20 protein-coding genes and 1 pseudogene are annotated in these 22934 nt (G+C 66.6%); 16 read left to right on the forward strand and 5 right to left on the reverse strand.

The window, feature by feature from the left end:
- Positions 1–12: 12 nt before the first annotated feature.
- The 3 genes from IB274_RS11295 to IB274_RS11305 all read right to left on the reverse strand — a co-directional run bounded on the left by IB274_RS11295 (position 13) and on the right by IB274_RS11305 (position 1425).
- Positions 13–423 carry a translation initiation factor 2 (IF-2, GTPase) gene (locus IB274_RS11295; protein ID WP_192431998.1) on the reverse strand — a complete coding sequence of 137 codons (411 nt, stop codon included), beginning with the start codon at positions 421–423 and terminating at the stop codon, positions 13–15.
- A gap of 107 nt (positions 424–530) precedes the next feature.
- The gene (locus IB274_RS11300; RefSeq protein ID WP_192431999.1) at positions 531–830 is read right to left on the reverse strand and encodes a YciI family protein; all 300 of its coding nucleotides are present in this window, start codon (positions 828–830) and stop codon (positions 531–533) included.
- Between the two features lies 1 nt (position 831).
- Positions 832–1425, reverse strand: coding sequence for a septation protein A (locus tag IB274_RS11305; protein ID WP_192224980.1), 594 nt, complete (start codon positions 1423–1425; stop codon positions 832–834).
- Between the two features lie 204 nt (positions 1426–1629).
- Here IB274_RS11305 and IB274_RS11310 point away from each other — a divergent pair, with 204 nt between their 5' ends.
- The 6 genes and pseudogenes from IB274_RS11310 to bglX all read left to right on the forward strand — a co-directional run bounded on the left by IB274_RS11310 (position 1630) and on the right by bglX (position 9349).
- The gene (locus IB274_RS11310; protein WP_192432000.1) at positions 1630–2505 is read left to right on the forward strand and encodes a PHP domain-containing protein; all 876 of its coding nucleotides are present in this window, start codon (positions 1630–1632) and stop codon (positions 2503–2505) included.
- Positions 2502–3131 carry an L-threonylcarbamoyladenylate synthase gene (locus IB274_RS11315; protein ID WP_192432001.1) on the forward strand — a complete coding sequence of 210 codons (630 nt, stop codon included), beginning with the start codon at positions 2502–2504 and terminating at the stop codon, positions 3129–3131. Before IB274_RS11310 ends, IB274_RS11315 begins: the two co-directional genes overlap by 4 nt.
- 61 nt (positions 3132–3192) lie before the next feature.
- Positions 3193–4407: a tryptophan--tRNA ligase gene (locus IB274_RS11320; protein WP_192432002.1), complete on the forward strand. Its 1215-nt coding sequence runs from the start codon at positions 3193–3195 to the stop codon at positions 4405–4407.
- 416 nt (positions 4408–4823) lie between these two features.
- Positions 4824–5582, forward strand: a pseudogene (locus IB274_RS11325) (segregation and condensation protein A); the annotation flags it as partial.
- 211 nt (positions 5583–5793) lie between these two features.
- Positions 5794–6834 (forward strand): SMC-Scp complex subunit ScpB, encoded by a 1041-nt coding sequence (gene scpB / locus IB274_RS11330; RefSeq protein ID WP_192432004.1) that lies wholly within the window; start codon positions 5794–5796, stop codon positions 6832–6834.
- A gap of 217 nt (positions 6835–7051) precedes the next feature.
- On the forward strand, positions 7052–9349 hold the full coding sequence (gene bglX, locus IB274_RS11335) for a beta-glucosidase BglX (protein ID WP_318652869.1): 2298 nt from the start codon (positions 7052–7054) through the stop codon (positions 9347–9349).
- A gap of 58 nt (positions 9350–9407) precedes the next feature.
- On the opposite strand, the gene IB274_RS11340 is transcribed toward bglX, so the two are convergent.
- Positions 9408–10187 carry a hypothetical protein gene (locus IB274_RS11340; RefSeq protein WP_192432006.1) on the reverse strand — a complete coding sequence of 260 codons (780 nt, stop codon included), beginning with the start codon at positions 10185–10187 and terminating at the stop codon, positions 9408–9410.
- A 176-nt stretch (positions 10188–10363) separates the two neighbouring features.
- Between IB274_RS11340 and IB274_RS11345 the strand changes: the two genes are divergently transcribed.
- Positions 10364–10546 carry a DUF1289 domain-containing protein gene (locus tag IB274_RS11345; protein WP_081518029.1) on the forward strand — a complete coding sequence of 61 codons (183 nt, stop codon included), beginning with the start codon at positions 10364–10366 and terminating at the stop codon, positions 10544–10546.
- A gap of 94 nt (positions 10547–10640) precedes the next feature.
- Here IB274_RS11345 and gap read toward each other — a convergent pair whose 3' ends face one another.
- Positions 10641–11645, reverse strand: coding sequence for a type I glyceraldehyde-3-phosphate dehydrogenase (gene gap, locus IB274_RS11350; RefSeq protein WP_192432007.1), 1005 nt, complete (start codon positions 11643–11645; stop codon positions 10641–10643).
- A gap of 128 nt (positions 11646–11773) precedes the next feature.
- Between gap and edd the strand changes: the two genes are divergently transcribed.
- The 9 genes from edd (at position 11774) to IB274_RS11395 (ending at position 22816) form a co-directional block, all read left to right on the forward strand.
- Entirely contained in the window at positions 11774–13600 is a 1827-nt protein-coding gene (edd, locus tag IB274_RS11355; RefSeq protein ID WP_192432008.1) for a phosphogluconate dehydratase, read from the forward strand.
- 117 nt (positions 13601–13717) lie between these two features.
- Positions 13718–14716 carry a glucokinase gene (locus tag IB274_RS11360; RefSeq protein ID WP_192432009.1) on the forward strand — a complete coding sequence of 333 codons (999 nt, stop codon included), beginning with the start codon at positions 13718–13720 and terminating at the stop codon, positions 14714–14716.
- A 47-nt stretch (positions 14717–14763) separates the two neighbouring features.
- Positions 14764–15498: a response regulator gene (locus tag IB274_RS11365; RefSeq protein WP_081518033.1), complete on the forward strand. Its 735-nt coding sequence runs from the start codon at positions 14764–14766 to the stop codon at positions 15496–15498.
- A 19-nt stretch (positions 15499–15517) separates the two neighbouring features.
- On the forward strand, positions 15518–16939 hold the full coding sequence (locus IB274_RS11370) for an ATP-binding protein (protein ID WP_192432157.1): 1422 nt from the start codon (positions 15518–15520) through the stop codon (positions 16937–16939).
- A gap of 164 nt (positions 16940–17103) precedes the next feature.
- On the forward strand, positions 17104–18366 hold the full coding sequence (locus tag IB274_RS11375) for an ABC transporter substrate-binding protein (protein WP_192432010.1): 1263 nt from the start codon (positions 17104–17106) through the stop codon (positions 18364–18366).
- A gap of 102 nt (positions 18367–18468) precedes the next feature.
- Entirely contained in the window at positions 18469–19395 is a 927-nt protein-coding gene (locus IB274_RS11380; protein WP_192432011.1) for a carbohydrate ABC transporter permease, read from the forward strand.
- Entirely contained in the window at positions 19388–20233 is an 846-nt protein-coding gene (locus tag IB274_RS11385; RefSeq protein WP_192432012.1) for a carbohydrate ABC transporter permease, read from the forward strand. The genes IB274_RS11380 and IB274_RS11385 overlap by 8 nt, the downstream gene beginning before the upstream one ends.
- Before the next feature lie 11 nt (positions 20234–20244).
- Positions 20245–21405: an ABC transporter ATP-binding protein gene (locus IB274_RS11390; protein WP_192432013.1), complete on the forward strand. Its 1161-nt coding sequence runs from the start codon at positions 20245–20247 to the stop codon at positions 21403–21405.
- Positions 21406–21457: 52 nt separating this feature from the next.
- Complete coding sequence (locus tag IB274_RS11395; protein WP_192432014.1) at positions 21458–22816, forward strand: carbohydrate porin; 1359 nt, start codon at positions 21458–21460, stop codon at positions 22814–22816.
- Positions 22817–22934 lie beyond the last annotated feature (118 nt).

Genomic DNA, 22934 nt, shown 5'->3' on the forward strand with positions numbered 1-22934 from the left:
AAGAGGCTTCTTTCAGTTGATCCATTCGCGGCGCGAGCGGCGGCGGCCGCGGCTCAGCATGCCCAGGATGAACGCCAGCAGGGCGGTCCCGGCGCCGGTCACGTACCAGGTCTGCTGCTCGGTCAGCAGGCGCGGCGGCTGGTTGGCCTGGGCCTCGCGCAACTGCAGCTTCAGGCGCTGGTTTTCCTGGGTGAGGCGGGCGATACGGGCTTCATCCTGGCTGTTATCCTGCTGTGCCGGTTGCGCGGCTAGTTCGGTGCGCTGCCGTTCGCTGTCGGCCAGGCGCTGCTCCAGTTCAGGATTGGCGGCCGGCGGTTGAGCTGTTGGTTGGACAGCGCCTTGCGCCGGTTGAACCATGACGGGCTCTTCGGCGAGGGCGGGCAGTGGCAGGGCGAGGCAGGCGAGCAGAGGCAAACGGCGCATCGGGACTCCTTGTTCGATGATGTGCCGCCGTCCATGGCCATCCCGGCGCTGTCCGGCTGCGATGCCCCGCGGCGCTCCGTGCCTCGGGGTGCAACGCTCGCGCGCTGTTAGGGCAGGACTTTCTTGAACGGCTTGACCACGACTTCGGCGTAGACGCCGGCGGCGCGGTACGGGTCGGCGTCGGCCCAGGTCTGGGCGGCGGCCAGGGAGTCGAACTCGGCGACGATCAGGCTGCCGGTGAAGCCGGCGGCGCCCGGGTCGTTGCTGTCGATGGCCGGGTGCGGGCCGGCGAGGACCAGGCGGCCTTCTTCCTTCAACTGCTCCAGGCGTGCGATGTGCGCGGGGCGGGCGGCCAGGCGGCGTTCTTGGGAAGCGGTGATATCACGGGCAATGATCGCGTAGAGCATGTCAGTCCTTGGGTTTTTCGCCGGTAGGCTCATCGTGCATGTGGCGGGCCAGGAACACGCCCTGGCCGATCAGGAACAGCAGGGTCATGCCCAGGCTGCCGAACACCTTGAAGTCCACCCAGTAGTCCTGGAAGGTGAAGGCGACGAACAGCTGGACACAGCCGCAGATCAGGAAGAACAGCACCCAGGCGACGTTCAGCTTCGCCCAGAGGGTATCGGTCAGGTGTACCGCATGGCCCATGATGCGCTGGATCAGCGGCTGGCCGCCAATGAAGTGACTGCCGGCGAAAGCCAGGGCGAACAGCCAGTTCACCACTGGCGCCTTCCACTTGAGGAAGGTTTCGCTGTGGAAGGCCAGGGTCATGCCGCCAAACACCAGGCAGGCGGCGAGCGTCACCCACTGGCCCTTGTCGAGCTTGCGCTGCTTGATCAGCAGGGCGCCGTAGACCACCACGGAGGCGGCGATCAGCACGGCCGTGGCGCTGTAGATCCCACCGACCGAGAAGCTCTGGCCAGCCAGTTCGACGTTGCGCGGGTCGAGCTTGTAGACGATGAAGAAGAGGATAAGGGGAATGAAATCGATGAATTGCTTCATTACGGCAGCCAGAGCCCAGTAGAGCCGGCATAATACCAACCTGCGGATGAACTGAAAGAGCCATCCGCCCAACGCTGTGTTAGATCATGGTTTCAAGCCATTGCCGCGGGAGCGTTGGCACAGAAGCGTCTATACAGAAAGCTATCCCGACACGAATCTGCTCCGACACGGACGCAAAGCCACCCTGCATTCCCTGGAAGTCCCATGCGAGTCGACCTGCACTGCCACAGCACCGCGTCCGACGGACAGCTCAGCCCGACGGCCCTGGTCGAGCGTGCCCATGGGCGCGGTGTGCGCGTGCTGGCGCTGACCGACCACGACACCCTCGACGGCCTGCCCGAGGCGCGCCGCGCCGCGCAGGCGCTGGGCATGGAGCTGGTGGACGGCGTCGAAGTGTCCTGCACCTGGGGCGGGGCGACCATTCACGTGCTCGGCTACGGCTTCGATGTGACGGCCGAGCCGCTGGTAAAGGCGCTGGACGACCTGCACCGCGCCCGCTGGAGCCGCGCCGAGGAAATCGGCCGGCGCCTGGAAGCCAAGGGCATGCCCGGCGCCTTCGAGGGCGCGCGGGCGATCCAGGCGGAACTGGGCGATAGCGAGAACGCCCCGGCGCGCCCGCACTTTGCCGAGTTCCTGCTGCGCCAGGGTTACGTCAAGGACCGCGCCGAGGCCTTCCGCAAGTGGCTGGGCGCCGGCAAGCTGGGCGACGTTAAGCAGCACTGGCCGAGCCTCGCCGACGCCGTCGGCACGCTGCGCGCGGCGGGTGCCTGGATCAGCCTGGCGCACCCCTACCAGTATGATTTCACCCGTACCAAGCGACGCAAGCTGGTGGCCGACTTCATCGCCGCCGGCGGTCATGCGCTGGAAGTCTGCAACGGCCCGCAGCCGGCCGAGCAGGTCGGCGTGCTGAGCATCCTCGCCCGCGAGTTCGGCATGATGGTCACCGCCGGCAGCGACTTCCATGGCCCCAGCGACTGGTCGGAACTGGGCCTTTACCGGAGCGTGCCGGAAGACCTGGCGCCGCTCTGGCCGCGCTTCGCCAGCGCCGAGAACGCCATCGGGATCAAGGAGACTCCATGAGCCAGTTCTTTCAGATCCATCCGGAAAATCCCCAGGCACGCCTGATCAAGCAGGCGGTGGAGATCGTCCGGCAGGGTGGGGTGATTGCCTATCCCACCGACTCCTCCTACGCGCTGGGCTGCCGTATCGGCGAGAAGTCCGCGGTGGAGCGCATCCGCCACATCCGCCGGCTGGACGACAAGCACAACTTCACCCTGGTCTGCCGCGACCTCTCCGAGCTCGGCCTCTACGCCAAGGTCGACACCGGCCTGTTCCGCCTGCTCAAGGCGCACACGCCCGGCCCCTACACCTTCATCCTCAACGCCACCCGCGAAGTGCCGCGCATGCTGCTGCACCCCAAGCGCCGCACCATCGGCCTGCGGGTGCCGGCCTGCCCGATCGCCCTGGCGCTGCTGGAGGAGCTGGGTGAACCGCTCATGAGCGTCAGCCTGATCCTGCCCGGCGAGACCGAGCCGCTGAACGATCCTTACGAGATGCGCGATTCGCTGGAACATTTGGTCGACCTGATCATCGACGGCGGATTCGGCGGCGGTGAGGCCTCCACCGTGATCGCCCTGACCGATGAAGACCCGGTGGTCGTGCGTGTCGGCTGCGGCGACCCGGAACCCTTCATGGTCAGCGCCTGAACAGTCGCGGCGTGCTGGCTATACTCCCTCGTCCCATCGCCGAACCCGCGAGGTTGACCGCTTGACCAGCGTCGAATCCCTGCGCCGTGTGCTCTCCGGTATGCGCCCCACTGGGCGCCTGCACCTGGGGCATTACCACGGCGTGCTGCAGAGCTGGGTAAAACTGCAGCACGAGTACGAATGCTACTTCTCCATCGTCGACTGGCACGCGCTGACCACCGAGTACGACGAGACCGCCAGCATCCGCCAGCACGTGCGCGACATGGCCATCGACTGGCTGGCAGTGGGCGTCAGCCCCAGCGCCGCGACGATGTTCATCCAGTCCCAGGTGCCCGAGCACGCCGAGCTGCAGCTGCTGCTGTCGATGATCTGCCCGCTGTCCTGGCTGGAGCGCGTGCCGACCTACAAGGAACTGCAGGAAAAGCTGGTCCACAAGGACCTCTCCACCTTCGGCTTCCTCGGCTACCCGCTGTTGCAGGCCGCTGACATCCTGATTTACCGCGCCGGCCTGGTGCCGGTAGGCTCGGATCAGTTCGCCCACGTCGAATTCACCCGCGAGATCGCCCGCCGCTTCAACCATCTTTATGGCGGCGAGGTGGACTTCGAAGACCGCGCCCAGACCGCCATCGCCCGCCTGGGCAAGAAGACCGGCAAGCTCTACAGCAGCCTGCGCCGTGCCTGGCAGGAGCAGGGCGATGCCGAGGCCCTGGAAACTGCCCGCGCGCTGCTCATGGAGCAGCAGAGCTTGACCCTGGGCGACCGAGACCGGCTGTTCGGCTACCTCGAAGGCACCAGCCGCGTGCTGTTGCCGGAGCCGCAGACCCTCACCAGCCACGCGCCGAAGATGCCGGGGTTGGATGGGCAGAAGATGTCCAAGTCGCACCACAACACCATCGCCCTGCGCGACAGCCCGGCGCTGATCGAGGAGAAGATCGCGCGCATGCCCACCGACCCGGCACGCGTGCACCGCCGCGACCCGGGCGATCCGGAGCGCTGCCCGGTGTGGCAGTGGCACCTGATCTACTCCGACGACAGTTGCCGCCAGTGGGTGCAGGAAGGTTGCCGCAGTGCGGGAATCGGCTGCCTGGACTGCAAGCGGCCGGTGATCGAGGCGATCCTCCACGAACTGGAACCGATCCAGGAGCGCGCGCTGGACTACGAGGACAACCCTGAGTTGGTGCGCAGCATCCTCGCCGAAGGTGCCGAGCGCGCCCGCGAGGCGGCGCGGGAGACGCTGGTTGAAGTGCGGCATGCCATGGGGCTGTCCTACCGCTGACGAATCGTAGCTTTCCCGGCAATCGGTGCCTGCTATCCCCTCACCCCAGCCCTCTCCCAGAGGGAGAGGGGGCCGTCCGTGCCGGCTGATGCCATGGTTTCCGCCTGCTCCGGCCGGTTCCCTCTCCCGCTTGCGGGAGAGGGTTAGGGTGAGGGGCTTTTGATCTTGTAGGGGCGGACTTCGCACAGGCAGACGGCGGCCCGCGCAAATCCGCCAAAAGCCCCTCGCGCCGCCGGCAAAAGCAGGGATAATGCCGCCTTCGAACCCCAGCGCCTGACGAGTGGCCGATGAGTGACCTGACCGAGCCGGAAGCCCCCGCCGCCGCCCCTGAATACCAGGTGCCGGTGCAGTTGGCGCTCGTCTACGGCGAGGCCCTGACGGAGATGCCGCAGGACCTGTACATCCCGCCGGATGCCCTGGAGGTCTTCCTCGAAGCCTTCGAGGGCCCGCTCGACCTGTTGCTCTACCTGATCCGCAAGCAGAACATCAACATCCTCGACATCCCCGTGGCGGAAATCACCCGCCAGTACATGGGCTACGTCGAATTGATGAAATCGGTGCGCCTGGAGCTGGCCGCCGAGTACCTGGTGATGGCCGCCATGCTCGCCGAGATCAAGTCGCGCATGCTGTTGCCGCGCTCGGCCGAGGCCGAGGAAGAAGAGGAAGACCCGCGCGCCGAGCTTATCCGCCGCCTGCAGGAATACGAGCGCTTCAAGAAGGCCGCCGAGGACCTCGACGAGCTGCCGCGCCTGGGCCGCGACTACGTGGTGCCCACCGTCGCCGCGCCGGACGCGCGGGCGCGCCGGCTGCTGCCGGAAGTGGACATGCAGGAGCTGATGCTGTGCATGGCCGAGGTGCTGCGCCGCGCCGACCTGTTCGAAAGCCATCAGGTCACCCGCGAGATGCTCTCCACCCGGGAGCGCATGACCGAGATTCTTGAGCGCCTCAAAGGGGAGGGCTTCGTGCCCTTCATCACGCTGTTCCGCGTCGAGGAAGGCAAGCTGGGCGTGGTAGTGACCTTCATGGCGGTGTTGGAGCTGGTCAAGGAACAGCTGGTGGAACTGGTGCAGAACGAAGCCTTCGCGCCGATCCACGTTCGCGCCCGCACGGAAGTGCAGGAAGGCGCCGCACGCTTCGGGGAAACGTCGGAAGAAGTACTCGAAGAGGGCGACGAAGACGTCTTCGAGCCACGCGAGGAGCCGCCGGCCGAGCTGACCTTCGAGGACGGCCACTTCGACGGCCCGGAAGGCGAGGCAGCGCTCGATCAGGCGCTGGACGGCGAGGCGGAAGACGAGCCGCTCTGATCCGCCAGCGTTGCCCTGGCGCCGCGCTTTGAGTAGCTTTCCCGGCTGAGCCGCTTAACCTTCAACCCGACCCGAGCCCTCGATGAATCTCTCCGACCCGCAAGAATTGGCGACCCTGCTCGAAGGCATCCTCCTGGCTGCCGGCAAGCCCATGTCGCTGGAGCGCCTCGGCGAGCTGTTCGAGGAGGCCGAGCGCCCCGAGCCGCAGCAGTTCCGCGATGCACTGGCGGTGCTGAGCCTGTCCTGCTCCGGCCGGGCCTTCGAGTTGAAGGAAGTCGCCACCGGCTACCGCCTGCAGGTGCGCGAAAAGTTCGCCTCCTGGGTCGGTCGGCTCTGGGAAGAGCGCCCGCAGCGCTACTCCCGTGCGCTGCTGGAGACCCTCGCGCTGATCGCCTACCGCCAGCCCATCACCCGTGGCGAGATCGAGGAAATCCGCGGCGTTGCGGTGAATACCCAGATCGTCAAGACGCTGATGGAGCGCGAGTGGATCCGCATCGTCGGCTACCGCGAAGTCCCCGGCCGCCCGGCGATGCTGGCCACCACCCGCACCTTCCTCGACTACTTCAACCTGAAAAGCCTGGAAGACCTGCCGCCGCTGGCCGAGCTGAAACTGATGGAACCCGAGCCGCAGCCGATCCTCGAGGACATGGCGCCGGTGGCCAGCCTGCCGAGCCCCGAGGAATACGATGAGGATTATGTGCCGCCGTCGCTGCAGGCCCTGGCCGACCAGGCCGTGCGCGATGCAGGTGAGGAGCCCGAGCCCGCGCCGCCGGAGGAGCCGAAGGAGGAAACCAGTTTCCGCAGCCTGCTCGCCGAGCTGGACGAGATGGAACAGGGGCTGAAGACCGACTTCGACGACCTGATCGACCGCCCGCCGAGCGACGACGAGGACACCGGCGTGGATGCCGACTTCAGCGGCGTGCACGCGCTGCCGGAGGTCGAGCCGCAGGGCGAAGCCCAAGCGCCTGTCCAGCCTGAAACGCAAGCCGAGCCCGAAGCGTCCGCGCCAACGTCGGCCCCCACGCCGTCCGCGCCCGCGGAAGATGAATGGGACGAAGAGCGCGCCCTGCGCGAGGCCATGCTCGAGGAAATGGAGTTCAACGCGCGCAATCGCGACCATTGAGCCCGGCCTTTGGCGCATCTGACCGAGGCTTTCCAGCCGTTCGGTGATTGACTTCCGCCCTCGGCGCGACGACCTTATGTGCCGCGTTCGCAAGGCGCTGGCGGCAACACCCGGGGATGCCGCCCGATCGACCGCCCTGACGACGTCTCTCGACAACAATCCACAGTGGCCTGGCGCCTCGCGCAGGCTGCTGAGTACCCATATGAAAAGAACTCCAATCAGCCGTATCTGCTGGCTCGGCCTCCTGCTGGGCCTGAGCAGCGCTTCGCTTTCCGCCGCCCAGGCGCCTGCCGCCGCGGCCGCCGTGCCGCTGGCCGGCCAGTCCAAGGAAGCCTTCCTCGACAGCCTGATGCAGCGCATGACGCTCGAAGAGAAGATCGGCCAGCTGCGCCTGGTCAGCGTCGGGCCGGACCATCCCAAGCCGGTACTGCTGAAGGAAATCGCCGAGGGCACCACCGGCGCGGTGTTCAACACCGTGGTCCGTCCGGGCATCCGCGACCTGCAGGACGCGGCCATGAAAAGCCGGCTGAAGATCCCGCTGTTCTTCGCCTATGACGTGGTCCACGGCCACCGTACCGTGTTCCCCATCGGCCTGGGCCTGGCGGCGAGCTGGGACATGGCCTCCATCGAGCGCAGCGCCCGCGTCGCGGCCATCGAGGCCAGCGCCGACGGCCTCAACCTGACCTATTCGCCCACCGTCGACATCGCCCGCGATCCGCGCTGGGGCCGTGTCTCCGAAGGCTTCGGCGAAGACGCCTGGCTGACCAGCAAGGTCGCCGCCGCGGTGGTCAAGGGCTACCAGGGCCAGGGCCTGAACCAGCCGCAAACCATCATGGCCGGGGTCAAGCACTTCGCCCTTTACGGCGCCGGCGAAGGCGGCCGTGACTACAACACCGTGGACATGAGCCCGCAGCGCATGTTCCAGGACTACCTGCCGCCGTACCGCGCGGCCATCGACGCCGGTGCCGGCGCGGTGATGGTCTCGCTGAACAGCATCAACGGCGTGCCGGCCACCGCCAACAAGTGGCTGCTACAAGACCTGCTGCGTGGCCAGTGGGGCTACAAGGGCCTGACCCTGAGTGACCACGGCGCGGTGCTGGAGCTGATCAAGCACGGCGTGGCCGCCACCGAGCGCGACGCCACCCAGGCGGCGATCAACGCCGGCGTCGAAATGAACATGAACGACGACCTTTACGGCAAGCACATGCCCGAGCTGCTCAAGGCCGGGCTGATCAGCCAGGACGAGATCGATCGTGCCTGCCGCGACGTGCTCGCCGCCAAGTGGGACATGGGCCTGTTCCAGGACCCGTACCGCTACCTGCAGGGCCAGGACCCGGTCGACACCGACGCCGAGGAGCGCCTGCACCGTGCCGACGCCCGCGAGATCGCGCGCAAGGGCATGGTGCTGCTGAAGAACGAAGGAGGCGTGCTGCCGCTCAAGCGTGACGGCGTGATTGCCCTGATCGGTCCGCTGGCCGACAGCAAGCGCGACGTGATGGGCAGCTGGTCCGCCGCCGGCAAGGCCTTCCAGGCCGTGACCGTGCTCGAGGGCATGGGCGCCGCCACCCGTGGCCACGCTGCGCTGCTCTACGCCAAGGGCGCCAACGTCACTGACGATCCGGAGATCGTCAAATACCTCAACGAGTACAGCGAAGACGTCAAGGTCGACTCGCGCAGCCCGAAAGCCATGATCGACGAGGCTGTCGAGAAGGCGAAGCAGGCTGACGTGGTGGTGGCCGTGGTCGGCGAATCCCAGGGCATGGCCCACGAAGCGTCGAGCAAGACCAACCTGCACATCGCGCAGAGCCAGATCGAGCTGCTCAAGGCCCTCAAGGCCACCGGCAAGCCGCTGGTGCTGGTGCTGATGAATGGCCGGCCGATGGACCTGCGCTGGGAAAGCGCCAACGCCGACGCCGTGCTGGAAACCTGGTTCAGCGGCACCGAAGGCGGCAACGCCATCGCCGACGTGCTGTTCGGCGACTACAACCCGTCGGGCAAGCTGACCATGACCTTCCCGCGCTCGGTGGGCCAGGTGCCGATCTACTACAACCACCTGAACACCGGCCGCCCGTTCGACCACGAGCACCCGAACAAGTACACCTCGCGCTACTTCGACTCGCAGAACGGCCCGCTGTACCCCTTCGGCTACGGCCTGAGCTACACCGACTTCAGCGTCTCGGACGTGAAGATGTCGGGCAGTAAGCTGAAGAAGGGTGACCAGCTGACCGCCAGCGTGACCGTGAAGAACACCGGCAAGGTCGCCGGCGAAACCACCGTGCAGCTCTACCTGCGCGATGTCGCCGCGTCCATCAGCCGTCCGGTCAAGGAGCTCAAGGGCTTCAGCAAGATCCTGCTGCAGCCGGGCGAGTCGAAGGTGGTGCAGTTCCCGATCCGCGAGGAAGACCTGCGCTTCTACGACAGCCAGCTGCGCTACGCCTCGGAGCCGGGCGAGTTCAAGGTCTACGTCGGCCTGGATTCGGACAACGTGAAGGAGCAAAGCTTCACGCTGCTCTAAGCGTCACGCGCTGCTGCAAACGAAACGCCGCGGCTGGATCAGCCGTGGCGTTTTTCATTCAGGCGGCTTTGACAGCCTTGCGTGAGCGCAGCCCGATCAGCCAGCGCACCGCCCCTTGCACCAGCACGGAAAGCAGCGCCGCCTCGGCGAAGCTCGGCAGGGTGTCGTTGGCCGGCAGGCGCAGCGCCAGCCACAGGCAGAACGCCGCGAAGGCCGGGCGGCCGCTGACCATGCCGCGCAGCAGGGCGATGACAAAGCCCGCGCCGTGCAAGCGCTGCGATGACACGCAGAGCACGATGGATAGCAGCGGAAAGACCGCCAGCAGGCCGCTCCAGCTCGGCCCGGCCCAGCCGGCGAGGGCGGTGACGGCCAGGGTCAGCAGCGCGCCGGCGAGCATGCGCAGGCCCAGCTCGAAGCGGCCCAGGGCGGCGACCGTGCCCGGCAACTCGGCGCGGGGCATGAACTGCTGGCTGGTCAGCGCGCCCAGTGCTGCGGCAAGAAGAGCCCAGGCGGGCGCGGCTGGAAATTGCGTCAGGGCCCAGGCAGCCACCAGCCAGGCGAGCATCGCGCCGCTCAGGGCCAGCGTCCAACGGTGCTTCCGGCACAGCCAGGCATAGGCGAAGTTGAAGGCTTCCGAGGCGAAAATCGCCGCCAGCGCCAGCAGCGCGGCCTGTGCGCCGAAGTCGCGGCCGTGCTCCACGGTGATCAGGTACAGGATGGGACCGGCGATGGCGGGCAGGGCGGCGAGGCCGCCGGCAACGGTCGGCCCCCACCAGCGCCCGGAGAGGGATACCAGCAGCAGGAACAACGGAACCAGGGTGAGCTTGAGGGCGAGCATGGGCGAGGCCGGAAGGCGTGGAGGGCGGATTCTAGCAAGGCGCGCAGGCTTCGATTGCCCGCTTCGATAACCCGCGTCGATGGCACCGATGGGGAAATCGAGTTGGACCTTGGCGCCGCGCGGGTGTCCATTGTGCAGGCCCACTGACGTTCACCCATCGAATCGAGAGGAAGTCCGTGAAGAGTCCGTGCATCAAGGTCTGCGAGTTCGAAGAGGGCATCTGCCTGGGCTGCGGCCGCAGTCGTGAGGAAATCAAGGCGTGGAAGCGTGTCGACCACCTGGGCCAGGAGGCGATCCTGGCCGAGGCGGACATGCGTCTGCTGGTGCTGGAGGCGCAGGGCAAGCGGCTATACCGCTGAGAGGCGTTAGACGTAGGGCGAATAACCCGGAACGGGTTATCCGTCGCATCCTCCACGGCGGATAACGCTGGCGCGTTATGCGCCCTACAGAATGTCAGCCGCGTGCCGCAGCCATCGCCCGCGCCGTATCCAGCATGCGGTTGGAGAAGCCCCATTCGTTGTCGTACCAGGCCATCACCTTCACCAGCCGGCCATTCACCCGCGTGTGGCTGGCGTCGAAGATGGCTGAGCGCGGGTCGTGGTTGAAGTCCACCGAGACCAGCGGCTGGCGGTTGAAGCCGAGGATCGTCGAGCGCTCGCTGGCGCGCTCCAGCAGTGCATTGACCTCCTGGGCGCTGGTGTCGCGGGCGACCTGCAGCGTGAGGTCCACCAGCGACACGTTGATCACCGGCACCCGCACCGCCAGGCCCGTCAGCTTGCCCGCCAGTTCCGGCAGCACCAGGCCAACGGCTTCGGCGGCGCCGGTTCTGGTCGGGATCATCGACTGGGTGGCCGAGCGCGCGCGGTACGGGTCGCTGTGGTAGACGTCGGAAAGGTTCTGGTCATTGGTATAGGCGTGGATGGTGGTCATCAGCCCATGCTCGATGCCCAGCTCGCGGTACAGCACCTGGGCCACGGGCGCCAGGCAGTTGGTGGTACAGGATGCGTTGGAGACGATGCGGTGCTCCGCGCGCAGGATGCCTTCGTTGACGCCGAACACCACCGTGGCGTCCATGTCCTGGCCGGGCGCGGAGATCAGCACCTGGCGCGCGCCGGCCTGCAGGTGCGCCGCGGCCTTGTCGCGGGAGGTGAAGAGGCCGGTGCACTCCAGCACGATATCCACCCCGAGGGCCTTCCACGGCAACTCGGCCGGATTGCGGATCGCCGTGACGGCGATGCCGTCGCCCTCTACCCTGAGGCTTTCGGCGTCATGCTCGACGCGGCCGGCGAAACGCCCATGTACGCTGTCGTACTGGAACAGGTGGGCGTTGATCGCGGCGTCACCCAGGTCGTTGATCGCCACCACTTGCAGGTGCTGGCGGTACGGGCCCGAGTACAGCGCGCGGAGTACGTTCCGACCGATGCGGCCAAATCCGTTGATTGCCAGGCGTATAGTCATGAAGGTCGTCTCTTTTCTTTTGTTGTGGTAAAAACAATTAAATTTCGCCGTCGACGAAAAGTAAACGCCTAGTAATCGATGATTATGTTGTAAAAACAACAACCGATAGTCTGCAGGAGAATGCTGCCATGCACCCTCGTGTGCTTGAAGTCACCCAGCGCATCCAGGCCCGCAGCGCGGCCACCCGCCAGCGCTACCTCGATCTGGTCAAGGCAGCCGCCACCAAGGGTCCGCACCGCGGCACGCTGCCCTGCGGCAACCTCGCCCACGGCGTCGCGGCTTGTGGTGATTCCGACAAACAGGCGCTGCGGCTGATGAACCAGGCCAACGTCGCCATCGTCTCCGCCTATAACGACATGCTTTCCGCGCACCAGCCGCTGGAGCGCTTCCCGGAGCTGATCAAGGACGCCCTGCGGCAGATCGGCTCGGTCGGTCAGTTCGCCGGCGGCGTACCCGCCATGTGCGACGGCGTGACCCAGGGCGAGCCGGGGATGGAATTGTCCCTGGCCAGCCGCGATGTGATCGCCATGGGCACCGCCATCGCGCTGTCGCACAACATGTTCGACGCCGCGTTGTGCCTGGGCGTGTGCGACAAGATCGTCCCCGGCCTGTTGATCGGTTCGCTGCGCTTCGGCCACCTGCCGGTGGTGTTCGTGCCCGCAGGCCCCATGCCCACCGGTATCTCCAACAAGGAGAAGGCCGCGGTGCGCCAGCTGTTCGCCGAAGGCAAGGCTACCCGTGAGGAGCTGCTGACCTCGGAGATGGCCTCCTACCACGCGCCGGGCACCTGCACCTTCTACGGCACCGCCAACACCAACCAGTTGCTGGTGGAAGTGATGGGCCTGCACCTGCCGGGCGCCTCCTTCGTCAACCCGAACACCCCGCTGCGCGACGAGCTGACCCGCGAAGCCGCGCGCCAGGCGTCGCGCCTGGCGCCGGAGAACGGCCAGTTCGTGCCCATGGCGGAGATCGTCGACGAGAAGGCCATGGTCAACTCGGTGGTGGCGCTGCTGGCCACGGGCGGCTCGACCAACCACACCCTGCACCTGCTGGCCATCGCCCAGGCCGCCGGCATCCAGCTGACCTGGCAGGACATGGCCGATCTCTCCGAAGTCGTGCCGATGCTGGCGCGCATTTATCCGAACGGCCAGGCCGACATCAACCACTTCCAGGCGGCGGGCGGCATGTCCTTCCTGATCCGCCAGCTGCTCGATGGCGGCCTGCTGCATGAAGATGTGCAGACCGTGGTCGGCAAAGGCCTGCGCCGCTACCTGCAGGAGCCCTTCCTCGACGACGGCAAGCTGGTCTGGCGCGAAGGGCCGGCGGCGAGCCTGGACGAGAGCATCTTGCGTCCGATCGACAAGCCGTTCTCCGCCGAGGGCGGTCTGCGCCTGATGGAAGGCAACCTAGGCCGCGGCGTGATGAAGGTCTCCGCCGTGGCGCTGGAGCACCAGATCGTCGAAGCCCCGGTGCGCATCTTCCACGACCAGCCTAGCCTGGCCGCCGCTTTCAAGGCCGGCGAGCTGGAGCGTGACCTGGTGGCCGTGGTGCGCTTCCAGGGCCCGCGCGCCAATGGCATGCCGGAGCTGCACAAGCTCACGCCGTTCCTCGGCGTGCTGCAGGACCGAGGCTTCAAGGTGGCGCTGGTCACCGATGGGCGCATGTCCGGCGCTTCCGGCAAGGTGCCGGCGGCGATCCACGTGTCCCCGGAGGCGCTCAACGGCGGCCCGCTGGCCAAGCTGCGCGACGGCGACGTGGTGCGCGTCGACGGCACCACCGGCGAGCTGCGCGTACTGGTGGATGCCGCGGAATGGGATGCCCGTCCGCTCGTGGAAACCCCCGCGCTGGATAACATTGGCATGGGACGCGAGCTGTTCGCCTTCATGCGCAATGCCTTCAGTTCGGCCGAGCAGGGCGCCTGCAGCTTCACCGCCGAGCTCGACGGCTTGCGCTGAGACGCAGACCTGATGGAATCTTCCGCGCGGCATTGACTGCCTGTCCGCCGCGCGGGAGAGCCTTCGGCGCTGTCCTACGCTGAATCTTCTTCCTCCACTTCCAGGCCCGAGCCCGCAATGAATTCCAACAACGCTCAGAACGCCTCGAACGGTTTCGCCCTGGTCGGCGACATCGGCGGCACCAACGCCCGCTTCGCCCTGTGGCGCGGAGAAATCCTCGAGTCCATCCAGGTCCTGGCCTGCGCCGACTACCTGCGCCCGGAAGAGGCCGTGCGCGACTACCTGCAGCGCGTCGGCCAGCCCCTGTCGGCCATCGACAACGTCTGCCTGGCCTGTGCCGGCCCCGTTGGCGCAGGCGACTTCAAGTTCACCAACAACCACTGGGTGATTCGCCGCGACGCCTTCCGCGCCGAGCTGGGCCTGAGCCACCTGCTGCTGGTGAACGACTTCAGCACCATGGCCTGGGCGGCTTCGCGGCTGTCGGAAGAGCACCTGGTGCAGGTCCGCCCCGGCAAGGCCCTGGAAGGCCGTGCCAAGCTGATCATCGGTCCGGGCACCGGCCTGGGTGTCGGCAGCCTGATGCCGCTGCCGGGTGGCGGCTGGGAAGTGCTGCCCTGCGAAGGCGGCCACGTCGACCTGCCGGTGACCTCCGAACGTGACTTCGCCCTCTGGCAACTGCTGCGCGAGAAGTACGGCCATGTCTCGGCCGAGCGCGTGCTCTCCGGCAGCGGCCTGGAAAACCTCTACCGCATGAGCTGTCAGCTCGATGGCGTGGAGCCGAAATGCGCGACTGCCGCCGAGATCGGCGAGCGCGCCATGGCTGGCGACGCCTATGCCGACGCGGTGCTGGAGCACTTCTTCGTCTGGCTGGCGCGGGTCGCCGGCAACGCCGTGCTGACGGTCGGCGCGCTGGGCGGTGTCTACATCACCGGCGGCATCGTTCCGCGCTTCCTCGAACGTTTCCAGCGCAGCGGCTTCGCCGAAGCCTTCCGCAACCGTGGCAAGACCAGCGGGCCGTACCTCGACCCGGTTCCGGTGTGGGTCATGACGGCGGATCATCCGGGCCTGTTCGGCGCCGGCGTGGCCCTGGAGCAGGCGCTGCGCAACGAAAGCTGACGCATCGCTCCACCCCTGAAAACAACAAAAAAGAAAGGACGCCCGAAGTGAACCAGCCTGCCCGATCCATCCTGCTGGTGGACGACGACCAGGAAATCCGCGAACTGCTGGAAACCTACCTCAGCCGCGCCGGCTTCCAGGTGCGCAGCGTCGCCGATGGTGAGAGCTTCCGCCGCGCGCTGTGCGACGAGGACGCCGCCCTGGCGATCCTCGACGTGATGCTGCCCGACGAGGACGGCTTCAGCCTGTGCCGCTGGATTCGTTCGCACCAGCGCCACGCCTGCATGCCGGTGATCATGCTCACCGCCAGCTCCGACGAGGCCGACCGCGTGGTGGGGCTGGAGCTGGGTGCCGACGACTACCTCGGCAAACCCTTCAGCCCCCGCGAATTGCTGGCGCGGATCAAGGCGCTGTTGCGCCGGGCGCAGTTCACCCAGGTGCGCGGCGGCGAGGTCATCGCCTTCGACGACTGGCGGCTGGATACCATCAGCCATCGACTGTTCCACGAAGATGGCGAGGAGCATTTCCTCAGCGGCGCCGACTTTGCCCTGCTCAAGCTGTTCCTCGACAACCCCCGGCAGATACTCGACCGCGATACCATCGCCAGCGCCACCCGTGGCCGCGAGGTGATGCCGCTGGAACGCATCGTCGACATGGCCGTGTCGCGCCTGCGCCAACGCCTGCGCGACACCGAGAAACCGGCGCGGCTGATCCAGACCGTGCGCGGCAGCGGCTATCTGCTGGCGGCCCAGGTTCGCCCGCACCTCGCCGGCCATGAGTGAACGCCGTCGCTGGGCCCTGGTGCCGCGATCGCTGCTCGGCCGCATGCTGCTGCTTACCCTGCTGGCGGTACTGATCGCCCAGGGCCTGTCGAGCCTGTTCTGGATTTCCCACCTGCGCACCAGCCAGCGTGACGGCCTGCTTACCAGTTCGCGCAGCCTGGCCTACTCCATGGCCGCCAGCGTCAGCTACTTCCGCTCGCTGCCCATCGGTTACCGCCCGCTGGTGCTCGATCAATTGCGCAGCATGGGCGGCACGCGCTTCTTCGTCTCGCTCAATGAGCGTCCGTTGAACCTGCGCGCGCTGCCGGACACCACCAACAAGCAGGCGGTGATCGGCATCGTGCAGGAGGTGCTGCACCAGAAGCTGGGCAAGGACGTCGAGCTGCAGGTGGAGTTCGTCAGCCCTGACGATCTGCGGCTGTTCAACGGCGAGCTGAAACTGGAGGAGCTGCCGCGTTCCTGGGCGCACTACGCGCTGACCCTGGAGCCGGTGAACCCTCCGGTGCTGGTGACGCAGATCCGCATCGGCGAAAGCGAGTGGCTGTACATCGCCAGCCTGATGCCCGCGCCCTACGTCACCCTGGAACCCGAAGGCCTGCCGCCGCAGCAGGTCATTTCCATCGCTTTCACCAGCCTGCTGCTCCTGCTGTTCACCGGCCTGCTGGTGCACTGGCAGAGCCGCCCGCTCAAGCGCCTGGCCCGCGCCGCCCGCGACATCGCGTTGGGCGGTGAGGAGCAGCCGCTGGAGGAGAGCGGGGCGAGCGAACTGGTGGAGGTCTCCCGCGCCTTCAACACCATGCGCGAGCGCATCGACCGCTACGTCAACGAACGCGCCCAGCTGTTCAGCGGCATCTCCCACGACCTGCGCACGCCCATCACCCGCCTGCGCCTGCGCGTGGAGCTGCTGGAGGACGACCAGGCGCGGGACAAGTTCAGCCACGACCTCGACGAACTGGAGCTGCTGGTGAAGGGCGCGCTGCAATGCGTGAAGGACACCGACATCCACGAGAACGTCGAGCCGGTGGACCTCAACCAACTGCTGCAATACGTCGCCGGCCCCTACATCGCCGACGGCCGCGTCGAAGTGCTCGGCGCGGCGCTCGAGCCCTATCCGGGCAAGCCCCTGGCGCTCAAGCGCTGCATCGGCAACCTGCTGGACAACGCCCTGAAGTACGGCGGCCGCGCCCAGCTGAGCATCGAGGACGATCCCGACGCGGTGGTCCTGCACGTCGACGACCAGGGGCCCGGCGTGCCGGAACAACGCCTGGAAAAAGTCTTCGAACCGCGCTTCCGCCTTTCCGAACGCGGCCAGGGGTACGGCCTCGGCCTCGGTATCGCGCGCAACATCGCGCATACCCACGGCGGCGAAGTCACCCTGCAGAACCGCCGTGAGGGCGGGTTGCGGGTGACGTTGAGGTTGCCGCGGCTGGAAGTGGAGTAGGGCGCTTCGCGCTCCCGTCCTCTTTCGCCATGAACATTCGCCCAATGTCACCGGCCGGTGACAATCGAAGATCGCTTCGTTACCCGGAGAACGGAATGCCTTGGATAGACTCGGACCATCGCAAGCGAAGACTTGCCTCCAATAACAAGAACAAGGTGCTCCCCATGAATGCGATCCGTCGCCTGTCGGCCGCCATCTGTCTTTCTTCCTTCTGTCTCTCCCCCCTGCTGGCCCACGCCGGTGAAGTCGAAGTGCTGCACTGGTGGACTTCCCCCGGTGAGAAGCGCGCTGCCGAAACCCTGAAGAAACTCGTCGAAGCCAAGGGCCACACCTGGAAGGACTTCGCTGTCGCCGGTGGCGGTGGTGAAGCGGCCATGACCGTGCTGAAGACCCGCGCCGTCTCCGGCAATCCTCCGGCCGCCGCGCAGATCAAGGGGCCGGACATCCAGGAGTGGGGCGAACTGGGGCTGCTCGCCGACCTCAACGACGTCGCCGCCGAAGGCAAATGGGACCAGCTGCTCCCGCCGCAGGTCGCGCAGATCATGAAGTACAAGGGCGATTACGTCGCCGTGCCGGTCAACGTGCACCGGGTGAACTGGCTCTACATCAACCCGGAAGTCTTCAAGAAGGCCGGCGCCACGCCGCCAACCACCCTCGACGAACTCTTCGCCGCCGCCGACAAACTCAAGGCTGCTGGCTTCACGCCGCTGGCCCATGGCAGCCAGCCCTGGCAGGACGGCACCCTGTTCGAGAACCTGGTGCTCAGCAAGATGGGCCCGGAAGGCTACCGCAAGGCCTTCGTCGAACTGGACAAGGAAACCCTCACCGGCGCGCAGATGGCTGATGTCTTTGCCGCGCTGAAGAAACTGCACAGCTACGTCGACGCCGACGCCGCCGGCCGCGAGTGGAACGTCGCCACCGGCATGGTCATCAACGGCAAGGCCGGCATGCAGATCATGGGCGACTGGGCCAAGAGCGAGTTCACCGCCGCCGGCAAGGTGGCGGGCAAGGACTACCAGTGCCTGCCATTCCCCGGCACGCAGAAGGCCTTCGACTACAACATCGATTCCCTGGTGATGTTCAAGCTGAGCAACGAGGAAAACCGCAAGGCCCAGGAGGACCTGGCGCGCGCGGTGCTCGCCCCGTCCTTCCAGAAGGATTTCAGCCTGAACAAGGGCTCGATTCCGGTGCGCCTGGACGTCGACATGACGCCCTTCGACAGCTGTGCGCAGCAGTCGATGAAGGACTTCAAGGCCGCCTCCGCCAGTAACAACCTGGTGCCGAGCATGGCCCACAGCATGGCTGCCTCCAGCTACGTGCAGGGCGCGATCTTCGACGTGGTCACCAATTTCTTCAACGACCCCGCCGCCGATCCGCAGAAGGCCGCGCAGCAACTGGGCGCCGCCATCCAGGCCGCCGCGCAGTAAGGCGTTCGCCGGCTCCGCAGCGGGGCCGGCCTCTCTTCCCAACTGAACGACTCCGGGCCGCCAAGGCAGCCCGGGTGGGCTCACTCATCCTCGAGAAAGCAGATGGCGACCCGATCTCCGACTTTCACTCCCGCCGCCGCGCCCCGTGCTTCGCTGCTCGATGGCCTTCAGGCCTGGCTGCCCAAGCTGGTGCTGGCCCCGAGCATGCTCGTGGTGCTGGTCTGCGTGTACGGCTACATCGGCTGGACGCTGCTGCTGTCCTTCACCAACTCGCGCTTCATGCCGGCCTACAGCTGGGCCGGGCTGACCCAGTACCTGCGCCTGTGGGACAACGATCGCTGGTGGGTGGCGAGCAAGAACCTGCTGCTGTTCGGCGGCCTGTTCATCGGCACCTGCCTGGCGCTCGGTGTGTTCCTCGCGGTGCTGCTGGACCAGCGCATCCGCCGCGAAGGCTTCATCCGCACGGTGTACCTGTACCCCATGGCGCTTTCCATGATCGTCACCGGCACCGCCTGGAAGTGGCTGCTCAACCCCGGCCTGGGCCTGGACAAGCTGCTGCGCGACTGGGGCTGGACCGGCTTTCGCTTCGACTGGCTGGTGGACCCGGACCGCGTCGTCTACTGCCTGGTGATCGCCGCCGTGTGGCAGGCCTCGGGCTTCGTCATGGCGCTGTTCCTCGCCGGCCTGCGCGGGGTCGATCCGGCCATCGTGCGCGCCGCCCAGGTGGACGGCGCGAGCCTGCCGACCATCTACCTGCGTATCGTCCTGCCGAGCCTGCGCCCGGTGTTCTTCAGCGCGCTGATGATCCTCGCGCACATCGCCATCAAGAGCTTCGACCTGGTCGCTGCGATGACCGCCGGCGGCCCCGGCTACTCCTCCGACCTGCCGGCGATGTTCATGTACGCCCACACCTTCACCCGCGGCCAGATGGGCCTGGGCGCGGCCAGCGCGATGCTGATGCTGGGCGCCGTGCTGGCCATCGTCGTGCCGTACCTGTACTCCGAACTGCGGGGCAAGCGCCATGCATGACTCGACCCTGAAACCGGCGTTCAGCCTGAGCCGCCTGGCGGTGCATGCGACCCTCTGGGGCGCCGTTGCGCTGTACGTGATCCCTTTGCTGGTGATGCTGCTGACCAGCTTCAAATCGCCCGAGGACATCCGCAACAGCAACCTGCTGGCGCTGCCGGATGTCTTCACCGCGATCGGCTGGGTGAAAGCCTGGGGCGCGGTGGGCGACTACTTCTGGAACTCGGTGAAGATCACCGTGCCCGGCGTGCTGATCTCCACCTTCATCGGCGCCATGAACGGCTACGTGCTGTCGATGTGGCGCTTCCGTGGCTCGCAGTTGTTCTTCGGCGCGCTGCTGTTCGGCTGCTTCCTGCCGTTCCAGGTCATCCTCCTGCCGATGTCCTTCACCCTCGGCAAGCTCGGCCTGGCCAACACGACCACGGGCCTGGTGATGGTGCACTGCATCTACGGCCTGGCCTTCACCACGCTGTTCTTCCGCAACTACTTCGTGGCTATCCCGGATGCCCTGGTGAAGGCCGCGCGGCTGGACGGCGCGGGGTTCTTCACCATCTTCCTGCGCATCCTGATGCCGATGTCCACGCCGATTGTGATGGTCTGCCTGATCTGGCAGTTCACCCAGATCTGGAACGACTTCCTCTTCGGTGTGGTGTTCGCCAGCGGCGATGCTCAGCCCATCACCGTGGCGCTGAACAACCTGGTGAACATCAGCACGGGCGTGAAGGAATACAACGTCGACATGGCGGCCGCGATGATCGCGGCGCTGCCCACGCTGGTGGTCTACGTACTGGCCGGCAAGTACTTCGTGCGCGGGCTCACCGCCGGCGCCGTCAAAGGTTGAGGTAAGCACCGATGTCCACCCTTGAACTGCACAACCTGCACAAGTCCTACGGCGCAGGCCTGGCGGACACCCTGAAGTCGATCAACCTGTCGATCGATTCGGGCGAGTTCCTGATCCTGGTCGGCCCGTCCGGCTGCGGCAAATCCACCCTGATGAACTGTATCGCCGGGCTGGAGAACCTCACCGGCGGCGCCATCCTGGTGGACGGCCAGGACATCAGCGGCATGAGCCCGAAGGATCGCGACATCGCCATGGTGTTCCAGTCCTACGCGCTGTACCCGACCATGAGCGTGCGCGAGAACATCGCCTTCGGCCTGAAGATCCGCAAGCTGCCGAAAACCGAGATCGATGCCGAGGTGGCTCGCGTGGCCAAGCTCCTGCAGATCGAGCACCTGCTCGAACGCAAGCCCTCGCAGCTCTCCGGCGGCCAGCAGCAGCGCGTGGCCATGGGCCGGGCGCTGGCGCGGCGGCCGAAGATCTACCTGTTCGACGAACCGCTGTCGAACCTCGACGCCAAGCTGCGCGTGGAGATGCGCACCGAGATCAAGCTGATGCACCAGCGCCTGAAGACCACAACGGTGTACGTGACCCATGACCAGATCGAGGCCATGACCCTGGGTGACAAGGTGGCGGTGATGAAGGACGGCATCGTCCAGCAATTCGGCACACCGCAGCAGATCTACAACGACCCGGCGAACCTGTTCGTCGCCAGCTTCATCGGTTCGCCGCCGATGAACTTCATCCCGCTCAAGGTCCAGCAGCAGGGCGGCCGGCTGGTCGGCCTGCTGGACAGCGGCCAGGACCGCTGCGAGCTGCCGCTGCAACTGGAGGCCGGGCTGATCGAAGGCCGCGAGCTGATCCTTGGCGTGCGCCCGGAACAGGTGCAGTTGGCTACCGATGGCGCCAACGGCCCGAGCGACCTGCGCGCCGAGGTCGAGGTCGTCGAACCCACCGGCCCGGACACCCTGGCCTTCGTCACGCTCAACGGCGCCAAGGTCTGCTGCCGTCTCGCGCCGGACCAGGCGCCGCAGCCGGGCTCGTCCCTGCAGCTGCGCTTCGATCCTTCCCGCGCGCTGCTGTTCGACGCGCAGAGCGGCGAGCGTCTGCGCGCCGAGCCGCGCGGCGACGGCGCGAACAAGGTGACGCCGCTGGCCCGCCAGAAGCATTCCTGAAACACCCCTGCCTGTAACTACGCTAGAAACCAAGACAACGAGGACGCTGGAGATGCACAAGAACAACAAGAACCGGCCTGCAGCAAGAACCCTGGGCTGCCTGCTCGCACTGGGCTGCGCGGGCAACGTCGCCCATGCCGCCGATGCCTTCTCATCCGAGTCCAAGTGGGGCCTGGGTGACTGGGGCGGCAAGCGCACCGAACTGCTGGAGAAGGGCTACGACTTCAAGCTCGACTACGTCGGCGAGGCCGCCAGCAACCTGGGCGGCGGCTATGACCAGCACACCACTGCGCGCTACTCCGACCAGTTCGCCCTCGGCACCCACCTGGACCTGCAGAAGATCCTTGGCTGGGACGCCACCGAGTTCCAGCTCACCGTCACCGAGCGTAGCGGTCGCAACCTCTCCAACGACCGCATCAGCGACCCGCGCGCCGGGCAGTTCAGCTCCGTGCAGGAAGTCTGGGGCCGTGGCCAGACCTGGCGCCTGACGCAGATGTGGATCAAGCAGCAGTACTTCAACGGCGCGCTGGACGTGAAGGTCGGCCGCTTCGGCGAGGGCGAGGACTTCAACAGCTTCCCCTGCGACTTCCAGAACCTGGCCTTCTGCGGCTCGCAGGTGGGCAACTGGGTCGGCGGCATCTGGTACAACTGGCCTGTCAGCCAGTGGGCCGCCCGCGTGAAGTGGAACTTCAACGACCAGTGGTACGCCCAGGTCGGCGCGTACAACCAGAACCCGTCGAACCTGGAAACCGGTAACGGCTTCAAGCTCAACGGCAGCGGCACCAAGGGCACCATCCTGCCGGTGGAGCTGGTGTGGATGCCCAAGGTCGGCGCCCAGCAACTGCCCGGCGAATACCGCCTGGGCTACTACTACAGCACTGCCGAGGCCGACGACGTGTACGACGACGTCAACGGCAACCCGCAGGCGCTCACCGGCGAGCCGGCCAAGACCCACAGCGGCAAGCACGGCTGGTGGGTGGTGGCGCAGCAGCAGGTCACCGCCCATGACGGCGACACTTCGCGCGGCCTGAGCCTGTTCGCCAACTTCACCGTGCACGACAAGGCCACCAACACCGTCGACAACTACCAGCAGCTCGGCGTGGTCTACAAAGGCCCGTTCGACGCGCGGCCCAAGGACGATATCGGCTTCGGCGTGGCGCGCATCCACGTCAACGACGACGTACAGGATCGCCAGCGCCTGGTGAACCAGGTCAACGGCATCGACGACTACGACAACCCGCTGTACCAGCCCATCCAGGACACCGAGTACAACGCCGAGCTGTACTACGGCGTGCATGTGACCAATTGGCTCACCGTGCGGCCGAACCTGCAGTACATCCGCCATCCGGGCGGGGTGGACGAGGTCAACAACGCCGTGGTGGCCGGCCTGAAGATCCAGTCCAGCTTCTGATTGCTCCCTGGTGCGAACCTGGCCCGTCCTTGCGACGGGCCTTTTTTCATTGGCGCGAGCGCTGCGCGTGACTAGGCTTTGCGGTTAGAATCGCCGCCTTTTCTGTAAGATGTAGTGA

This window comes from Pseudomonas sp. PDM18, assembly GCF_014852585.1.
In the GTDB taxonomy this organism is placed as follows: domain Bacteria; phylum Pseudomonadota; class Gammaproteobacteria; order Pseudomonadales; family Pseudomonadaceae; genus Pseudomonas.

Coding starts and splice junctions, on each gene's coding strand:
- IB274_RS11295 (WP_192431998.1), bottom strand. CDS start 423: ATGCGCCGTTTGCCTCTGCTCGCCTGCCTCGCCCTGCCACTGCCCGCC.
- IB274_RS11300 (WP_192431999.1), bottom strand. CDS start 830: ATGCTCTACGCGATCATTGCCCGTGATATCACCGCTTCCCAAGAACGC.
- IB274_RS11305 (WP_192224980.1), bottom strand. CDS start 1,425: ATGAAGCAATTCATCGATTTCATTCCCCTTATCCTCTTCTTCATCGTC.
- IB274_RS11310 (WP_192432000.1), top strand. CDS start 1,630: ATGCGAGTCGACCTGCACTGCCACAGCACCGCGTCCGACGGACAGCTC.
- IB274_RS11315 (WP_192432001.1), top strand. CDS start 2,502: ATGAGCCAGTTCTTTCAGATCCATCCGGAAAATCCCCAGGCACGCCTG.
- scpB (WP_192432004.1), top strand. CDS start 5,794: ATGAATCTCTCCGACCCGCAAGAATTGGCGACCCTGCTCGAAGGCATC.
- IB274_RS11340 (WP_192432006.1), bottom strand. CDS start 10,187: ATGCTCGCCCTCAAGCTCACCCTGGTTCCGTTGTTCCTGCTGCTGGTA.
- gap (WP_192432007.1), bottom strand. CDS start 11,645: ATGACTATACGCCTGGCAATCAACGGATTTGGCCGCATCGGTCGGAAC.
- edd (WP_192432008.1), top strand. CDS start 11,774: ATGCACCCTCGTGTGCTTGAAGTCACCCAGCGCATCCAGGCCCGCAGC.
- IB274_RS11360 (WP_192432009.1), top strand. CDS start 13,718: ATGAATTCCAACAACGCTCAGAACGCCTCGAACGGTTTCGCCCTGGTC.
- IB274_RS11375 (WP_192432010.1), top strand. CDS start 17,104: ATGAATGCGATCCGTCGCCTGTCGGCCGCCATCTGTCTTTCTTCCTTC.
- IB274_RS11380 (WP_192432011.1), top strand. CDS start 18,469: ATGGCGACCCGATCTCCGACTTTCACTCCCGCCGCCGCGCCCCGTGCT.
- IB274_RS11385 (WP_192432012.1), top strand. CDS start 19,388: ATGCATGACTCGACCCTGAAACCGGCGTTCAGCCTGAGCCGCCTGGCG.
- IB274_RS11390 (WP_192432013.1), top strand. CDS start 20,245: ATGTCCACCCTTGAACTGCACAACCTGCACAAGTCCTACGGCGCAGGC.
- IB274_RS11395 (WP_192432014.1), top strand. CDS start 21,458: ATGCACAAGAACAACAAGAACCGGCCTGCAGCAAGAACCCTGGGCTGC.